Genomic DNA, 16,309 nt, shown 5'->3' with positions numbered 1-16,309 from the left:
TCAGGACATCTGCTTCTTTTTCTTGGCCGCCCCGGCCATGGAATGCCTGTCCCGAGCCGAGAGCACGGCCTTGCGCAGGCGGATGCTCTGGGGGGTTACTTCCACACATTCATCTTCCTTGATGAAATGAATGGCCTTTTCCAGGGTCATGGGCAGAACCGGAGTGAGTACCACGGCATCGTCCTTGCCCGAGGCCCGCATATTGGTCAGCTTCTTGGTCTTGCACGGATTCACGTCAATATCGTTGTCCCGATTGTTCTCACCCACAATCATTCCTTCATAAACCGGATCCCCGGGAACACAGAAAAGACGGCCGCGAGGTTCCAGGTTGAACAGGGCATAGGCAACAGCAACACCCTGCCTGTCGGCCACAAGAGCGCCGGAAAACCGTCCCGGAATATCACCGCAATAGTCTCCATATCCTGCATACAGGGAATTCATGATCCCGGTCCCCTTGGTGTCGGTCAAAAACTCATCCCTGTACCCGATAAGGCCTCGGGAAGGAATGGAAAACTCCATTCTGACGCGCCCCTTGCCGTTGTTGACCAGGTTGAGCATTTTGCCCTTGCGCATGGACAGTTTTTCCGTGACCACGCCCATGAAGGTTTCCTCGCAGTCAATGAACACCTTTTCCATGGGTTCCTGTCGCTTGCCGTCCTTGGTCTTGAAAATGACCTCGGGCCGACCAATGGTCAGCTCAAATCCTTCCCGGCGCATGGTCTCGATGAGAATGGCCATCTGAAATTCCCCCCGGCCCTTGACCACAAAGGAGTCTTTTTCCTCGGTCTCCTCCACCTTGATGGCCACATTGAGCAGGGTTTCCTTGAGCAGACGGTCCCGGATAACCCGTGATTGCACCAGCTTGCCTTCCCGTCCGGCAAAGGGCGAGGTATTGATGCCAAAACGCATGGAAACCGTGGGCTCGTCCACGGTGATCCTGGGCAGCGGTTTGGGATGCTCTTTGGTGCAGATGGTATCGCCGATCTTCACATCCTCAATCCCCGAAAGCACGACAATATCACCGGGACCAACCTCTTTGACCTCCTGATACCCCATGCCTTCGTATACCTGAAGTTTGGAAACCTTCAGGGGAACAGCCTCTCCGGCATCGTTCAGGCAGACCAGGGATTCATTGGACTTGACCACCCCGTTGAACACCTTGCCCACGGCCAGGCGACCCAGATAATCCGAATAGCCAAGATCTGAAACCAGCATCTGAAAAGGTTCCTGCTCGTCATAACTCGGCGGGGGTACTTCCTTGACAATGGTCTTGAACAGCAGGCTCAAGTCGCCGTCGGCATCCTCGGGTGCAGCCTTGGACACCCCGAGCTTGCCGATGGTGTAAAGAAGGGGAAAATCCAGCTGGTCCTCCGAGGCATCCAGATCAATGAGCAGATCATAGACCTCGTCAAGAACTTCGCTTGGCCGGGCGTCCTTGCGGTCGATCTTGTTGATGCACACGATAATGGCCAGGCCGGCCTCCAAGGCTTTTTTCAGCACAAATCGGGTCTGGGGCAAGGGACCTTCGGACGCATCCACCAACAGGATGGCGCCCTCGGCCATGGACAGGGAGCGCTCCACCTCGCCACCGAAGTCGGCATGGCCAGGGGTGTCGATGATGTTGATCTTGACCCCGTCGTGCAGGACCGCACAGTTCTTGGCCGCAATGGTGATCCCCCGTTCCCGCTCAAGATCCATGGAATCCATGACCCGTTCGTCCACGTCCTGGCCCTCGCGGAACACACCGCTTTGCTTGAACATGTTGTCCACCAGGGTGGTCTTGCCATGATCAACATGGGCAATAATGGCGATATTGCGGATATGCTGATTCTGTTTCAAAGTATTCATTGTCTACTATCCTTGATTGTATGTGAACTCTGCGCACTTGCAGAGATACGCTTGCACGGCTGTTCATGCTGTTGGCCGTTGTGACGCAACGGTTCCAATAAAAAAACGGCTCAACAGCCATGCTGAACCGTTCCTGAACCTTTCCAGTCACGCGCCAAACTCATAGGCAAATCAGTGAGGAAAAGCAAGAATAATTCCAAGATGCCCTTGTGCCGCCATCCACTTTGTTTTCCCGGGTACACCCAGGGGCATTTCAGACAGATACCCATCATTGGGCAGCGGAAAGCCTTGAAAACTCCCGTCCATGATTGAGGATGGTTTTGGCTATGGCCCGGGTACCGTGGTAAAAGGCAAAAAACTGAATGAGCTTTTGCAAATGGAATCGCCGGGTGGCACCGCCTTCGCGTAATTCCAGCAAGCGAGCTTCGGCCCGGTCAAAGGCCCGGGCAAGGTCGTCCATATCAGGCACATGGCCCGCGCCCATGGACTCCATGACGGCCAGGGTGGCAGCCACCAAATCCCGGAGCTCCTGTTCCATGATAATCTCATACCCCTGTCCTTCCACACTGTTGAGGGCATGGAGCATGGTCTGCAGATGGGTCCCGCAGGTTTCCAGAGTGCGCACCCTGAGTCCCAGCACATCCACATCTTCATGATACATCCACCGTTCGTGACGGACCATTGACTGGTACAGGCTGCGATCCTGGCGAACATCCCTGAGAAACCCGTCAAACAGGTGGGGATCCACTTCGGTCTGCAGGGACAAAAATGCATTCACCAGCTGTTTATAGGCATCAGCGCACTCGTTGAAACGATTCCTGAGCCGTGCCCGAAGGGCATTGCCCGCGCGCACCGGCCACAGCAGGACGCTCACCACAAAGGCGGCAACAACTCCCACACCGATCTCCACCACCCGAAGCATACCAAAGACAAGGCGGCTTTCCTCTCCAATACTGGCCAGCACCACAATGCACACGGTAATGGCCGCCATACGATACCTGGCACTGTACCGGGTCATGTACGCGCAAAAGCCCACGGAGCAGAACAGGGCCGCCATGGTCATCACCCGGTTTTCCGGAAAAAGTACAATGGCCACCATCCCGATAAAAGCCCCCACGGCAGTGCCGGAAAAGCGGTACAGACACATGCGGATGGAATCGGCCACATTGACCTGCATGACAATCACGGCCGAAAGGCCTGCCCAATAAGAGAATTCCAAATGACAAAGCCATGCAATGGTGCAGGCCAGCACGGCAGCCAGCCCGGTCTTCACCCCGTGACGAATCATGGCCAGATGCGAGTCAGGATCAATAAACGACATAGAATTAATTCCCTGTTTTTCCATACAAACTGTCGAGTTGCGAGACAGCATCAGAGCGGACACCGGACCGGTCTTGGTCAACCGCAACCCTGCAGCACTCCTGCTGGTGTATCCGGTAACACGCCAGGAAAGATACCCGCAATCACCCTTTTTCCACCAACATGCGCACCATGTCAGGGCTCACCTGAGTATGCCAGTGGCCGCTTGCCAGGGCAGTGATCCAGGCAAGGAGAAACACCGCAACCATGCCTAAGGGAATCCAGTAACCGCTCACCCGCCACCGAGACACGGCCCGAATATCCAGGGCGTTTGGTGCCGGACAGCTCTCCACACAGCGCATGCACAGCATGCAGGCGGGAGAAGAGACCCGCTCCTTGATATCAACCCTGATGGCCTCGGGACAGACCCGGGAGCATTGGCCGCAATGCACGCATTGATCAGGCCTGCGGTGCACGGCCAGGGGGCTTGCCCAGGATACCCCTTCCACAAGGGCCCCGTAGGGACAGAGATACCGGCACCAGAACCTGGGGATGAACATGGACGCCACAACCAGAATGCCCAGAACCACAAGGAAAAGGGAACTGGGATCAAGAAAAAATTCCAGCATGTTGACATCGGCCAGCATGTTGTAAGGAGAATGGAGAAATCCCTGCACCGCCTGCAGGCTCATGGCTCCGAAAATCGTGCCCAGGAAAAACAGCAGCACAAGATACTTGAGACCGCGAAGCCCAAGATCCAGCCATGAAGGAAGGGTCGGACAGGGAAGAAAGCGTGAAGACAAACGATGCACCGCATCAAACAGACATCCAATGGGGCAGACGTATCCGCAAAAGGCCCGGCGAAAAACAAGGGCAGAACCCACGGCAGCAAGAAGAATGACAAGACCCGCAGGATGGATGGGATCAAACTCGCCCGTCAGGACAAAAGACTTGAATCCCAGAAGCCCGCTGATGGGCAAAAAGGCCTCCACTGACGGGGGTCTGGGAACCATCACGGCCAACGCCCCGGTGAGCCAGAGATAAAACCCGTAAAACCGCCAGCCGACCCAAAGACAAAACAGGACAAACCCCGCCTGCACACAACGTCGGGCAAGGGAAAGAGACATGCGCATAGACTTCCTCGGAACAGATTGTGGGAATACAAAGGCAGAACAGCCATGGCTCAGCCGTTCAAAGACCGGCCATCTATCCCTATGTCCGATGGAAGACCAGCAGAAAATAACCGTTGAAAATCAGGCAGCCCCATGAACCCCGCATCCCGAACAGCTCCAGCACGACAAGATCATCCGGGAAGATACGGACAAGCTCAAAAGGGAGACATCTGTCTTGGCCAAACCATGCGCAGACCGTTCAAACGATCCGGATGGATAATGCTCTACAACATAAAACGTACCCACCAAGGAAAATGTGTTGCGATCGAACACCAAGGTCCTTCAATCTCAACCATTCCCAATCCTAGTCTTTTTTCCGTATTTCACCGGGTTCACAGGCAACCTCTTCCCTCAGCCTGGCAATCTCTTCCTTGAGCTCATCATACTCCTGCATGCGCCGTTTGAGGTACCGCAGGGTCACTTTGGCCTTGTGCTCAATGCCTTTGGGGGTCAACAAATAGAGGTAGACCAGCTTGTTCTTGGCATTGGAGAACCTGCTCACCTTGATCAGCCCCTTTTCCACCAACCCCTTGAGGCAATAGTTGGCCTTGCCCAGGGAAACATCAAGTTTGCGGGCCAGTTCCCGCTGGCTGATTTCAGGATTGGCTTCAAGGATTTTGTAGATTTTGTAGTTTGTGGCATCGTTCATAGTGCAAATCCAGTGTTTGTTCAGAATCTGAACGGCTACCCGTGAACCCATGAAACGTCAAGAGGGGGACCGGGCTGTCATACAAAAAGTCAGCTCCCGGGGAGGGGAAAGGACGCGGGGCTGGGCCGTATTCATGAAGATTGAACCAGCAGGTGGTTCGATACGCGATACGATGAGCCGTGTTCCTTTTCAACTCATCCTGCAGGGCCTTTTTCCTGTGAAGACCGCTGATCAGTCCGGACACACAGTTCGGGTGTCGTCTTCCTGGTAATCAACCAGTAGGTGATGCCCAGAGCCAGAATGACACCTGCTGTCCCGTAAAGGTACGGGGGTGATATGCTTTCAAAATCAAAGATGATCACCTTCCGGGCAATGGCCATCAATGCCGTGGCAATGACCAAACGCACCGGAATGACATGGGCGCTCAGATACATGCTGATGTTGATAAAGATCTCAATGGCGATGAGCACCGCCAGAAATGCTCCAAAGGTTGCCAGGATGTCATTGATCTGGAGCAGGAGAAACGGCGGGGATGTGAGACGCTGATAGAGCACATAGATGACGTCGCCGATGCCCCAGACAATAACAAAAACCATCAGGACAGCAAGCATCTTGACCGCAAGGCGTATGATTTTGTGCAGCAGCCGGATGGTGGGATCTTCGTGTCCCAGATACAGATCATGCCCTGGTTCGTGGATTTCTTTTTCCATAGTGTTGGTTTTCATGATGCTCACGAATATGGTTTGGGGTGGATACAAGGGACTGATGCATGAAGCCCGGGTTCGAGAATCTCCGGAACAGGGCGCACATCCGCATTTTTCCCTGTCCGAGCACTTGAAATTGCATCATGTTAGTCCTTTTCCAACCTGGCGTCACGCATCAAGTCGATAACAGGACCAGAGCACATTTCAAACAACGTGATCCTGCTACAGACTTGAGGAGTCGGAGTTAAGCCACTATCCTGACAATCAACCAGGTCGATTCAAATGAGCAGAGACTCCTGAAGACTGAATTGACGCTGGTGTAGGCCGATTGCGCATCCTTCCCTACCCTCCTGCTTTGCCAACAAACACCGTTGAATGGCTACCATCCCACCTCACCGGATGAGCAACACCAACGACGTGCTCACTGGTCATGACCGAAACATCGTGCTAAAAGGCCACAAATTGATCCGTGAGATGTACGGCAATCCGTCCGCCAGGGTCAAAATCGGAGCGGATTGTGTTTCAATTGCACAGATGACCACGCAAACCAGACAGGGAGGACACCATGGAACTCAAGGGCAAAAGAATCATCATCCTGATTGAAAACATGTATAATGAATTCGAATTCTGGTATCCGTATTACCGGCTGCAGGAAGCCGGAGTCCAGGTGGTTGTCGTCGGCGCAGGAGAGTCCCGGTACACCAGCAAATTCGGCATACCGGTAACACCCGATGAAGAGGTGAACAACCTGAAAATGGCCGATTTTGACGGCGTGGTCATTCCGGGAGGCTATGCACCGGATATCATGCGTCGCCACCCCGCCATGGTTCAATTGGTCCGGGACGCCCATGATGCCGGCAAAATCGTGGCGGCCATCTGCCATGCCGGATGGATGCTCGCTTCGGCCAACATCCTTGCCAACCGACGGGTTACCTCTTTTTTCGCCATCAAGGACGATCTGATCCATGCCGGAGCCCATTGGACGGATGAACCGGTTGTCAGGGACGGCAACCTGATCACCAGCCGCAAGCCCGATGATCTGCCCGCCTTCATGCGAACAATCCTCGAGGCTTTGGCCCAATGAATTCGTATGCCCAGGGGCCTCTTCCAAACCCAGAGACATACCCTGTTGAGCACCAGCCCACATCTCCCTGAGCGGTTAGAACACAGGGCAGCAGGGGATGCCGCCCCAACCATGCCAGCGTTCATTTTTTTGGTTCTTCCCCCAAACCAAAAACCCGACAGGAACAATCCAGCCGGGCTTTTGTGCGTGAGTCCCTCTCAATAAGACTACTTGCTTTCCGTCATCATGTTGATCAGGCTGCGCAACTTTTCGGCCAGCTGCGCCAGTTCACCTTAGAACAGATCCAAGTCAATGATGAACCGGAATACCAAAGTCATGCTGCCATGATCTGAAAGGTCATCGTTTGCATAAAGGCTAATCATCCAATCTCCTCACGCATGGAAGCCATCACCCGGTTGAGGTCCTGGGCCAGCTCGGCCAGCTCGGCCACCGCCTGAGCCGATTGATCCATGGCATCAGCGGTTTCCGCAGCGATCCGATTAACTTCCTCAACGGAGTGATTGATTTGCTCGCTGACTGCAGACTGTTCTTCGCTGGCAGTGGCAATGGACACAACCTGCTGGGATGTTTGATCCACCTTGCCAACAATTCCGTGAAGGGTCTTGTCCGCTGTGCCCGATTGGACAATAACCGATTCAATGAGAGGTTCCACATGGGCCATGCCCTCAGTCGTCTTGGAAACAATGGATTGCATCCCGGAGATGGAGCTGGTTACCTCCTTGGTGGCACCCATGGTCTTTTCAGCCAACTTGCGGACCTCATCGGCTACCACGGCAAACCCCCTTCCTGCATCGCCGGCACGCGCAGCCTCAATGGCCGCGTTCAGGGCCAAAAGATTAGTCTGATCAGCTATGTCATCGATCACCTGGACAATATGGGTAATCGCCTCGGATTGTTTATGGAGTCCCTGAAAAGCAATGTTTACCTCTTTGAAATCGCTGCTTATTTTTTTGATTCCCTGAATGACCTCGTCCACAACTCCCATACCCTGCTGAGCGGCATCCCGAGTTTCCTCGGCCAGTTGAGCAGCATTGGAAGCATTGGAAGCCACCTCAATCATGCTGGCATTCATCTCTTCCATGGCTGTAGCAGACTCTGCAGAGCGGTTTCGCTGCTCCTTGGCACCCTGACTGGATTGTTCGATTTGTGCTGAAAGTTCCTCAGATGCGGAAGCGACCCGGTCGGATATCTCTGCGGCCTTGGTCGTACCCGCAATAATGGCTTCGTTTGTTTTTTGTATAAGACTCTGCTGTTCCCTTATGGTGGTCAGATCGAACCACAGGGCCACAGCCGCGATGATTTCTCCTTTTTCGTTTACAAGGGGAGTAGACGTAACATCCAAAATTCTTTTTTCTCCCTGCCTGGTCACAAAAGAAACTTCCTGATGAATCTGGAAACCTGTGCGCAAGGGTTCTGCGGAGATCGTTTTTTTCGAGGCATCTCCATAGATGAACTCCCCGGAAGTCTTCCCGATCTGACTCTCAGCGGACCCTGTGACACCGATGGCCTGACAAACCGCCTCATTGGCAAACATCACCCGGTTATCCTTGTTATAAACAGCACAGGGCATGGTAATGGCATCGAGGACACCATCGGAAAAAGCGATTCGCTCCTTGAGGATGTCCACCATGCGGGCCACGGAACGGCGCATCACAGCCAATTCATCCCTGCCCGAAAGATCAAAACGCACGTTGAGATCGCCTCCGGCAACAGCCTCCACCTGCTCCGTCATGATGGTCAGGGGACGCGCTATGGAGCGGAAGATAAAAATGGCAAGGGGCAAAACAACAAACAGAAAAAAAGCAGCGATCAAAAGGGTAATGATCATGATGCTGCGGGTAGAGCTTTGGTCGACGCGATCGGACATCCCTTGAACCGTGCTGGCCTCGGCATCCAGATAAATGCCGGTTCCGATCCATAAATCCGTACCAGGGATGGATTCGGCGTAAGAAAGCTTTTTGGCCAAAACGTCCGTGCCAGGTTTGTCCCAAAAAAACTCCACAAAACCGCCGCCCTGTTTAGCCACACGAATGGAATCCTGAATAAGGAGCGTACCGACCTTGTCCTTGAACCCCCAAAGATTCTTGCCCACCAGATCCGGTTTCATGGGATGGGCCACGTTGATCCCGGAAAGGTCATAAACATAGAAATACCCTTCATTGCCGGGACCAAACCGCAAGGGATCAAGGGCTTGCTTAAGAAGCTGGACATGTTCCTGTCGTGATTTGCCTCGAAGCAGCGTCCCCAGGACCATGGCTGTGGAATGGACCACGGATTTGAGCTCTAATTTCTCCCCCACGCGAACGGCTGCTTGCACCTCGTCCAGACCGATCTGTTTAATTTCCTGGGTTGTATACAACATACCCGCAAAAATAACTCCACCAAAGATTCCCATGAATACCACCAGGAGAATTATCCGCCCCTTGATGGAGACGACGAGTTTTTGCAATGTCCTCATATCATATCTTTTCCTTTCCTTTGGAGGTGAAATGTGCTGACCCGAATGTTTCGGATCGCTCTGATTCCTCCGGGACCGACATCTTGAGCGACAAACCATTTCATCACTCCAGTTCCATCAGGAATTATCTCGGATAGCACACCGCCCACGTTGTCTGACGATCAATCTTAGCGACCCTTATTAGTAATGATTATAAATATTATTAGCGCCGTCAATCTTTTTTATACGAAAAACAGGTGATACGTTTGCCCCGAAAAACGCTTCAGAACCACGCCTTCCGTATCTTCCAAAAGTTTCTGCGACCTCGTATCGTGGTGCATCTTAAGTTGACATAAACGATTGGGACATGAAATGTTTTGTTATACAACATTGGACTCACAAGGCATACGAGTAAGACAATGGCTTCCCAAAAGCCCGGCTGGAAAATCCAGCCGGGCTTTTGGGCGTGAATCCCTTCAATAAGACTACTTGCTTTCCGTCATCATGTTGATCAGGCTGCGCAACTTTTCGGCCAGCTGCGCCAGTTCGTTAACCGCCTGGGCGGCCTGTTGCATCCCGGAGGATGTCTCGGCCGTGATCCGACTGATCTCCTCCACGGCCCGGTTGATCTCTTCACTCACCGTGCTCTGTTCCTCGGCTGCCGTGGCAATGGAACGCACCTCATCCGAGGTCTCAACAGCCATCTGGACAATCCGTTTCAGGGCATCCCCGGATTCCTTGGCCAGGGTATTGGCCTCCTGTACGGCTGCAACAGCCCCATCAACGACCTGGATATTTTCACTGGCGCCGGTCTGGATCTCGTTAATGGCCCCCCCGACTTCCTTGGTGGCCTGCATGGTCTTTTCCGCCAGCTTGCGCACCTCATCGGCCACCACGGCAAACCCGCGGCCGGCCTCCCCGGCCCGTGCGGCCTCTATGGCCGCATTCAGGGCAAGAAGATTGGTCTGATCGGCAATATCACTGATAACATCCAGAATACGCCCGATATCCCTGGCCTCTTCCCCAAGGGTGGACATCTTGTTCTTGAGGGACCGGGCCTGGGCCATGACCCTGTCATTGGCCTGCACGGAACGCTGCACAATATCGGCCCCTATGGCGGCCTTTTCCCTGGTGTTGTCGGCGCTGTTGGCAGCCGAACCGGAATTGCGGGCCACTTCGAGTACCGCAGCGTTCATTTCTTCCATGGCCGTGGCCGTTTCAGTGCTGCGCTGATCCTGAACTTCAGCTCCGGAACTGACTTCATCCACTTGAGCGGCCAGTTCGCCGGAAGCAGAGGCCAGCTGTTCGGAAATATCCGCAGCCTCTGTGGCCACATGGGTCATCTTGTCCAGCAGCTGAACAACCTTGGCCTCCTGAACCTTGGCCTCTTCAAGGGCCTCCTGGGCCCTTTGCTTCTGGGCTTCAGCCTCCTGGCTCTTTTCCTCGGCCTCCAGCATCTTGCCCTTGAGATTGCCCACCATGGTGGAGATGGAATGCTCAACGTCTGCCAGTTCGGCATGAAATGCCCCGTCAGGCCTTGCCTGCAGATCCCCGCCGGCAACAGCCAGAGCATACTCCTTGATCCGGGCAAGGGGAGTGAAAAGGGCCTGATTCATGAACAGATAAATAATCCCGATAACCACGACAAAAAGCAGAAGCGACCACAGACCGACTCCTATGGCCGCGTTAAAAACCTCCTTGTTGGTCTGCTCCAGGGAGGTGATGATTTCAAAGGCTCCGTGGATCTCTCCGGCCTTCCAGCCTTCCTTGGTACCGCCCAGGGGGTCTTTGCCTCCCTTGGGATCTCCATGACAGAACAGACAGTCCTGGGTCAGCTGAACCGGTTTGAAATAGCGGACCCTGTCATCCTCAACAACGATCTTTTCCTTTATTTTTCCGGATTTCAGCTCTTCAAGAACAGTACGCTCAAAAGCAGTGGGTTTGTTGGCGGGATTACGGGGGCTGATCTTGGGAGCCTTGAACCGGTATCCGGCCTTGGCCGCGTTTTCAGCTGCCATCTGCATGGCCGTAACCACGGGAACGGCTTCCAGCAGCTTGTCCGTCGGAATCTCGTCCAGGGGGCGGATAACCCCCTCCTGAAGCTTATGGGCCATTTGATTGCGACCGGCCTCGGCCATGAGCACAATGGCCTGACTTTTGCGGACCATGCCCTCAACCGCGCCTTTTTTGATGTCACTGACACGCAGGCCACCCATAATGATGGCCATGGCAAACATGCCCAGAACAACCAACACAATAATTTTCCAGCGAATACTCAGGTTTTTCACCACCCACCCCTTGCTGTTGTGCAGAATCTACGGACTCCCTGACCATTGGTGGTCCAAATGTTCCCATGGCTCGAACTCTCTGCACCCTGGACGATCCGATACAAAATCAAACGGATAACACTCTGATATTTCGGAAAAAACAAACCAGAAAGATCTGTCCTTTCCTGCCGGGATACAGCTCCTGTCAATCCCCCCTGTTCTCAACCGCAAGCCAGGGATTGCAGAACGACGCAAGACCACGGCTGTAATACCTATTCAAACTTCCCCGGCTCTGGCAAGGGCAATCTCTTTCCAGTCGGTTCAAAAATGCGGTGCGTACCAGGCTTCAACGGATTCGCAGCCTCGCCACACCGGGTCCAACAAAAAAATCAGGAACAAACAGTGCCGATGGACTCATGACTTGATCAAGGTACAACACCTGCAATCCATCCCGCACCAGGAGTTTGGGTTGCGGGCACGTGAATGCATTGCTACATGAAACCCATGCAAACTTCACAGATCAACCCTGCGCACGTCAGCCTGGTAGACGCCCATCTACATGCGGATATTCTGCATCACGTGTGTCCGAAGGATTTTGCCGCGTATGCCGGGACAGGTGCCGGGATATCCTGGTCATTTGTGTATGAACCCGATGGCTGGGAGAGCTTTCCCCCGTATTTTGACTCTCTGGAAAAACTGTGCAGCAACCCGGGAATCAAGGGATTCTGCCTCTACTACCTGGTGGGAGTGCATCCCCGTTCACTGCCCTCACCAACCAGAGGATGGATGGACAATGCATTCTGGTCGAGCCTTGAATCCCATGTGCTTGGTCCTTCCTGTCTCGGGCTCGGGGAATTGGGTCTTGAAACAGGGAGTGATGGCGAGGTTGCCGTGTTGAAGGAACAACTCAGCTGGGCCAGCTCCTTGCTGCCCCAGGACAAGAGGATCGGTATCCACACCCCCCGCAAGGACAAGGCTCGGATGACCCGACAGATTCTGAAACTGGTGGCAGAGGTGCCGACCCTTCAACCACGCATCGTCATTGATCACGTGAATGAAGAAAATCTGGAAATGGTCATGGAAACAGGTCTTATGATGGGTATGACCATGCAGCAAGGCAAGATGACGCCCGAAAAACTTGCAGACATCCTTGACCGCTACCCGCAACTTGCCCACCGGATCATGCTCAACAGCGATGCCGCACTGAAAACAGATCCCTTGTATCAAACTGCCATGTCCTTTCTTCCCGGCATTAGCGCAGACATACATGCCAGACTCATCCGGGAGAATGCCTGCTCGTTCTGGGGAATTGCGGTGTAACTCCTCGGTCACTGCCTCGGGCTCCTGCTCCGGATATTGGCGTCTCCTGCCTGCAACAGCATCATGCCCTGCCTGCTCCCGGCAGGTTCCTTTATGGGACCTGTGCAACTGCGGCCCACTGTCTCAGCTCGAAAACCCGCCGCACGAGCAAGAAAAAGCAAGAAACATTCTTCCTGCTGCTGCAAACGTCCCAACCAGCCGGAATACGTGCCAGTCCCCGGATTTCCGCTCCCTTGCCCTTATCCGCCAGTTTCGTATATGCTTTTGCATATACGAAACAAGGAGAAAAAAACCATGGGAATACGATACGGGATTATTGGATCCGGTGCCATTGGATGCTTTTATGGAGCCAAACTCATCCAGGCCGGAAATGACGTTCATTTTCTGTTCCACAGCGATTTCGAACACGTACAAAAAAACGGTCTGCGCGTTGATTCCGTGGACGGAGATATGTTTTTTCCAAAGGTCAATGCCTATGGGCAGGCCCGGGACATGCCCGTCTGCGATGTGGTACTGGTAGCCCTCAAAAGCACCCAGAACCACGTGTTGCCCAGCCTTCTTGATCCGGTTGTCGGTCCCCATACCGCCATTGTTCTCCTGCAAAACGGTCTTGGCGGCGAACGTCTCCTGGCCGAACAGACCCGGGCCGAACACATCCTGGGCGGACTGTGCCTGGTATGCTGCAACAAGCTGGGCCCTGGCCACATCACCCACCTGGAATACGGCAAGATCCTTTTGGCCGAATATGACAGGAACGACCAGCCGGCAGGCATCACCCCGACCATGCATGCCATTGCCGCCCCCTTGCAAAAGGCAGGTATTCCCATTGAGCTTTCCCCAGACCTGGTTCTGGCCAGATGGAAAAAGCTGATGTGGAACATCCCCTTCAATGGCACCTGTGCCCTGCTGGATGCGCCCACGGACAAGATCATGGGCTGCCCCCAATCCAGACAACTGGCCTTTGATCTGATGCAGGAAGTCCAGGCCGGAGCCGCCTCCCAGGGCAGGGATATTTCAGACGAATATATTGACGAGATGATGACCTTTACCGACGCCATGGTCTCCTACATGCCCAGCATGATGCTTGACGCGCGTCACAACAGGGCCATGGAAGTGGAATCCATCTATGGGGAACCCGTGCGCACGGCCATGCGTAACGGGGTTCACCTTGTGCGCACCCAAACCCTGTACCGCCAACTCACCCTGCTCAATGCCCGGATCTACCAGCAACCGCCATTTGGCTCATAAAACAGTATGTTGTGACCGGCAAAGGTGTTGCCTGCCAAGAAAACCGCACAGGGCAAGACAACAGCCATCAATACGATATATGACACCTGGCAGCCAATGAAATTGATCAATATTTCAAACCCATAAAAGGAGATACATCATGAAGCCAGCCTCCAGGACAAAACAACTCATAGGACTTGTGGGCTGGCTCGCTGTATGCTTTGCCGCTTCGGCAATCGGCGCATGGGCAACCATGCAGGCCGGATCGTTTTACACGCCACTCATCCAACCGGCGTGGGCACCGCCTTCATGGCTTTTCGGGCCGGTCTGGACTGTTTTGTACGCATTGATGGCCCTTGCTGCATGGATGGTCTGGTGCTCCGGAGGATTTAGCGTCCAGGGCGTTGCCCTCTGGTTTTTTCTGGGACAACTCCTGCCCAATGCACTGTGGAGCTGGATCTTTTTTACCTGGCATCTCGGTTTGCTGGCCTTTGCCGATATCGTGTTGCTCTGGTTGCTCATCGCCGTCACCCTTGTCCTGTTCTGGCGCGTGCGTCCCCTTGCCGGAGCGTTACTCATTCCCTATCTGCTGTGGGTCGGGTTTGCCGCCTTCCTCAATTACGCCCTGTGGCAACTCAACCCCACCATCCTGGGATGATAATCCACCCCATCCCACCTGGACTGCAATCAGAGCTCAGTCAGCCCATGATTGATATCCAGGACCAGGGAGCCAAAAGCACTCTCCATATTCAACCCTGGCCTGACTGGGTCTCCACGAAACTGTTGCAGGATCATCCATTTCAAAAAGACAAATGGGAACAGTCAGTTTTCTCCCTCCATTCCTCTTCCCTTTCCATCATCATACCATGACGCGAAACACGCAAACCGGCGCAGCCCTTGGCTGAACTCCCGGCCCTGTTACCGGTCGTTTCTTGATGCAAAAAATCAAGCGCGGCAAGATCCCGAATCAAATTCGGGAAGAGCAAACAGATCATGGTGTTCTTTCCCGGAAAAACGAACCCCGCGAGGACGAAAATCTCACCGGAAAAATGAACAATCCACCTCGACTTCCGTCAAAAAGCTTATTATAATGGTTTTAGTCCGCAATAAAACTCATTATAATGTTTTTTTAGTTCCTTTCAACGGACAATTCAGCTTACGGATCAACGCATGCGAAAACAAATCAGCCGAACCTATTCGCGGTCTACTCGTGAAGCAGGACAGCTCCTGGGCAACCTCATTCGTCTCGGGCGCAAGGAACGCAGGATGACCCAGGCCGAACTTGCCCAACGCGCCGGCATCTCCGTGGGCACCCTTCGCAAGATCGAACAAGGAGACCTGAAATGCGAGATCGGACTCGTCTTTGAAGCCGCAGTTCTTGTGGGCGTCAAACTCTTTGAAGTTGACCCCATCCCCATGGGACTGCTTACGGAACGGGTGGAAGACAAACTGGCCCTGCTTCCCAAACGGATAGACAAACATGACGCCGAGGCAAAAGATGACTTCTAAAAACCAAGAGGCTTTTGTCTGGATTTATGTAGAATATCCACTGCCGTCTCCTTCTGGCCCCTCAGGTGGATTTCAGAATGGGCAGACAGCGTCCCTGACACAGGGGGCAGCTGGCGAGCCAATTGAAGTAAGACCGCAATGTTTTGGGAGAATAGTAGCGGATTGAGGTCTCATGCTTCAAACCATTGAAAATCGGTGTCCAATCAGCATTGGCAACCTGGTCTTCAGCAATATTATCCTTTTCAGATGAGGCAACAGCATGAAAATTGGGATCGTTGGAAACTTCGGACAAGAAGGAATGGGGAATACCAACAGATCTGGTTGATCTTGGTGAGCGACCTGTTTGTAAAGAAAACGAGGATGCCGACAAATCAGACCGATTTTCTGTCACCCGAGCGACTTGGCAACGTTTATAAAAAATCGAAACGGCATGAGACGCCTGCCGTATCAAATTGACTGGTTAATGTTTCGCGGCAAGCTTTTCCGTAAAACGTTTCAAACTTGTCCGGTCTGATAGGTCATGCTGATATTTATGACAAAAATCAAAATAACACCTCAGCTATTTACAGTAGAAGGGCCTCACCCCCCCAGAGATTGACTCATGGTCCAGCATTTTTCATAGCTGTTTCGAATATCGTTTGGGATATTAATCACTCGACTTTCGGGGTTGCTCTTGCTTTTCAAAGCAAAATAAACGTACTGAAATGATTGAATTTTTACTTGAAGAGATCCTTGTAATTTAGTATTTCTGTTGTTGCCACACAATAGAAAACAAAAAACAAGGATCTCAAAT

General features: G+C 53.3%; 13 protein-coding genes. 5 read left to right on the top strand and 8 right to left on the bottom strand.

The annotated features are described in order from the left end of the window. The 5 genes from typA to DPF_RS01705 form a co-directional block, all read right to left on the bottom strand. A complete protein-coding gene (typA, locus tag DPF_RS01725) occupies positions 1–1,848 on the bottom strand; it encodes a translational GTPase TypA (protein ID WP_069857148.1) in 1,848 nt (615 codons plus the stop codon). Positions 1,849–2,116: 268 nt separating this feature from the next. Beyond that, entirely contained in the window at positions 2,117–3,169 is a 1,053-nt protein-coding gene (locus DPF_RS01720; RefSeq protein ID WP_083254398.1) for an FUSC family protein, read from the bottom strand. Positions 3,170–3,311: 142 nt separating this feature from the next. After that, entirely contained in the window at positions 3,312–4,274 is a 963-nt protein-coding gene (locus DPF_RS01715) for a 4Fe-4S binding protein (RefSeq protein WP_176724137.1), read from the bottom strand. Between the two features lie 349 nt (positions 4,275–4,623). Next, positions 4,624–4,968: a MarR family EPS-associated transcriptional regulator gene (locus DPF_RS01710; protein WP_069857146.1), complete on the bottom strand. Its 345-nt coding sequence runs from the start codon at positions 4,966–4,968 to the stop codon at positions 4,624–4,626. Positions 4,969–5,162: 194 nt separating this feature from the next. After that, complete coding sequence (locus tag DPF_RS01705; RefSeq protein ID WP_083254408.1) at positions 5,163–5,693, bottom strand: phosphate-starvation-inducible PsiE family protein; 531 nt, start codon at positions 5,691–5,693, stop codon at positions 5,163–5,165. A 544-nt stretch (positions 5,694–6,237) separates the two neighbouring features. Here DPF_RS01705 and DPF_RS01700 point away from each other — a divergent pair. Beyond that, on the top strand, positions 6,238–6,756 hold the full coding sequence (locus DPF_RS01700; protein WP_069857145.1) for a type 1 glutamine amidotransferase domain-containing protein: 519 nt from the start codon (positions 6,238–6,240) through the stop codon (positions 6,754–6,756). A 358-nt stretch (positions 6,757–7,114) separates the two neighbouring features. On the opposite strand, the gene DPF_RS01695 is transcribed toward DPF_RS01700, so the two are convergent. Together DPF_RS01695 and DPF_RS01690 are read right to left on the bottom strand one after the other, a co-directional pair. Next, positions 7,115–9,214, bottom strand: a complete 2,100-nt coding sequence (locus DPF_RS01695) for a methyl-accepting chemotaxis protein (protein WP_069857144.1) — start codon at positions 9,212–9,214, stop codon at positions 7,115–7,117. A gap of 464 nt (positions 9,215–9,678) precedes the next feature. Then, positions 9,679–11,481 carry a methyl-accepting chemotaxis protein gene (locus DPF_RS01690; protein ID WP_369689575.1) on the bottom strand — a complete coding sequence of 601 codons (1,803 nt, stop codon included), beginning with the start codon at positions 11,479–11,481 and terminating at the stop codon, positions 9,679–9,681. 483 nt (positions 11,482–11,964) lie between these two features. Between DPF_RS01690 and DPF_RS01685 the strand changes: the two genes are divergently transcribed. The 4 genes from DPF_RS01685 (at position 11,965) to DPF_RS01670 (ending at position 15,516) form a co-directional block, all read left to right on the top strand. Continuing rightward, positions 11,965–12,780, top strand: a complete 816-nt coding sequence (locus DPF_RS01685; protein ID WP_176724136.1) for an amidohydrolase family protein — start codon at positions 11,965–11,967, stop codon at positions 12,778–12,780. A 294-nt stretch (positions 12,781–13,074) separates the two neighbouring features. After that, positions 13,075–14,028: a putative 2-dehydropantoate 2-reductase gene (locus DPF_RS01680; RefSeq protein WP_069857141.1), complete on the top strand. Its 954-nt coding sequence runs from the start codon at positions 13,075–13,077 to the stop codon at positions 14,026–14,028. Positions 14,029–14,167: 139 nt separating this feature from the next. Then, positions 14,168–14,665 carry a TspO/MBR family protein gene (locus tag DPF_RS01675; RefSeq protein WP_069857140.1) on the top strand — a complete coding sequence of 166 codons (498 nt, stop codon included), beginning with the start codon at positions 14,168–14,170 and terminating at the stop codon, positions 14,663–14,665. A gap of 512 nt (positions 14,666–15,177) precedes the next feature. After that, positions 15,178–15,516, top strand: coding sequence for a helix-turn-helix transcriptional regulator (locus DPF_RS01670; RefSeq protein WP_069857139.1), 339 nt, complete (start codon positions 15,178–15,180; stop codon positions 15,514–15,516). Between the two features lie 579 nt (positions 15,517–16,095). Here the strand turns inward: DPF_RS01670 and DPF_RS14195 are convergent. Then, positions 16,096–16,309: hypothetical protein (locus tag DPF_RS14195; protein ID WP_218069951.1), on the bottom strand; the 214-nt coding region annotated here is incomplete at its 5' end.

The sequence above is a fragment of the Desulfoplanes formicivorans genome (assembly GCF_001748225.1).
GTDB classification, from domain to species: domain Bacteria; phylum Desulfobacterota; class Desulfovibrionia; order Desulfovibrionales; family Desulfomicrobiaceae; genus Desulfoplanes; species Desulfoplanes formicivorans.
This window is presented reverse-complemented; position numbering and strand designations above follow the sequence as displayed.

Bases quoted from the DNA above. Each gene is read 5' to 3' on its own strand.
- typA (WP_069857148.1), bottom strand. From the start codon at position 1,848: ATGAATACTTTGAAACAGAATCAGCATATCCGCAATATCGCCATTATT.
- DPF_RS01720 (WP_083254398.1), bottom strand. From the start codon at position 3,169: ATGTCGTTTATTGATCCTGACTCGCATCTGGCCATGATTCGTCACGGG.
- DPF_RS01715 (WP_176724137.1), bottom strand. From the start codon at position 4,274: ATGTCTCTTTCCCTTGCCCGACGTTGTGTGCAGGCGGGGTTTGTCCTG.
- DPF_RS01710 (WP_069857146.1), bottom strand. From the start codon at position 4,968: ATGAACGATGCCACAAACTACAAAATCTACAAAATCCTTGAAGCCAAT.
- DPF_RS01705 (WP_083254408.1), bottom strand. From the start codon at position 5,693: ATGAAAACCAACACTATGGAAAAAGAAATCCACGAACCAGGGCATGAT.
- DPF_RS01700 (WP_069857145.1), top strand. From the start codon at position 6,238: ATGGAACTCAAGGGCAAAAGAATCATCATCCTGATTGAAAACATGTAT.
- DPF_RS01695 (WP_069857144.1), bottom strand. From the start codon at position 9,214: ATGAGGACATTGCAAAAACTCGTCGTCTCCATCAAGGGGCGGATAATT.
- DPF_RS01685 (WP_176724136.1), top strand. From the start codon at position 11,965: ATGCAAACTTCACAGATCAACCCTGCGCACGTCAGCCTGGTAGACGCC.
- DPF_RS01680 (WP_069857141.1), top strand. From the start codon at position 13,075: ATGGGAATACGATACGGGATTATTGGATCCGGTGCCATTGGATGCTTT.
- DPF_RS01675 (WP_069857140.1), top strand. From the start codon at position 14,168: ATGAAGCCAGCCTCCAGGACAAAACAACTCATAGGACTTGTGGGCTGG.
- DPF_RS01670 (WP_069857139.1), top strand. From the start codon at position 15,178: ATGCGAAAACAAATCAGCCGAACCTATTCGCGGTCTACTCGTGAAGCA.